This is a genomic window from Collinsella sp. Sow4_D11 (assembly GCF_052116465.1).
In the GTDB taxonomy this organism is placed as follows: Bacteria; Actinomycetota; Coriobacteriia; order Coriobacteriales; family Coriobacteriaceae; genus Collinsella.
Map to the genome: position 1 here is coordinate 1 of NZ_JBQKLA010000085.1, position 305 is coordinate 305.

The 305-nt window shown below is 73.4% G+C and carries 1 rRNA gene; it reads right to left on the reverse strand.

Features of this window, described 5'->3' with window-relative positions:
• Positions 1-4: 4 nt before the first annotated feature.
• A 5S ribosomal RNA gene (rrf, locus tag ACTQ40_RS10640) occupies positions 5-120 on the reverse strand.
• Positions 121-305: the final 185 nt, after the last annotated feature.

Below are 305 nucleotides of genomic sequence, written 5' to 3' on the forward strand. Positions count from 1 at the left end.
CACCGGTCAGCGGCGCCCTGGCCTCCCACGGGCTGGCCCCGCAGTACTCTCGGCGCGATGGGGCTTAGCTTCCGGGTTCGGAACGGGACCGGGCGTGCCCCCCATGCTCTGACCGCTGACCGGTGGGCGGCGCCCACCGTTACGGTGCCCGGGTGTCTCATCCACGTGCCCTGGGGGCCGCATGGCGCATAGGGGAGATCCGACTCGGGGGCATCCTCGTGCCCGGACCGCGCGTGAGCGCTGGGTCCCGCGGGCCGCGAGGTGCGGTTCCGGAAGAGCTCGGGCGATTAGTGCGGCTCGGCTGA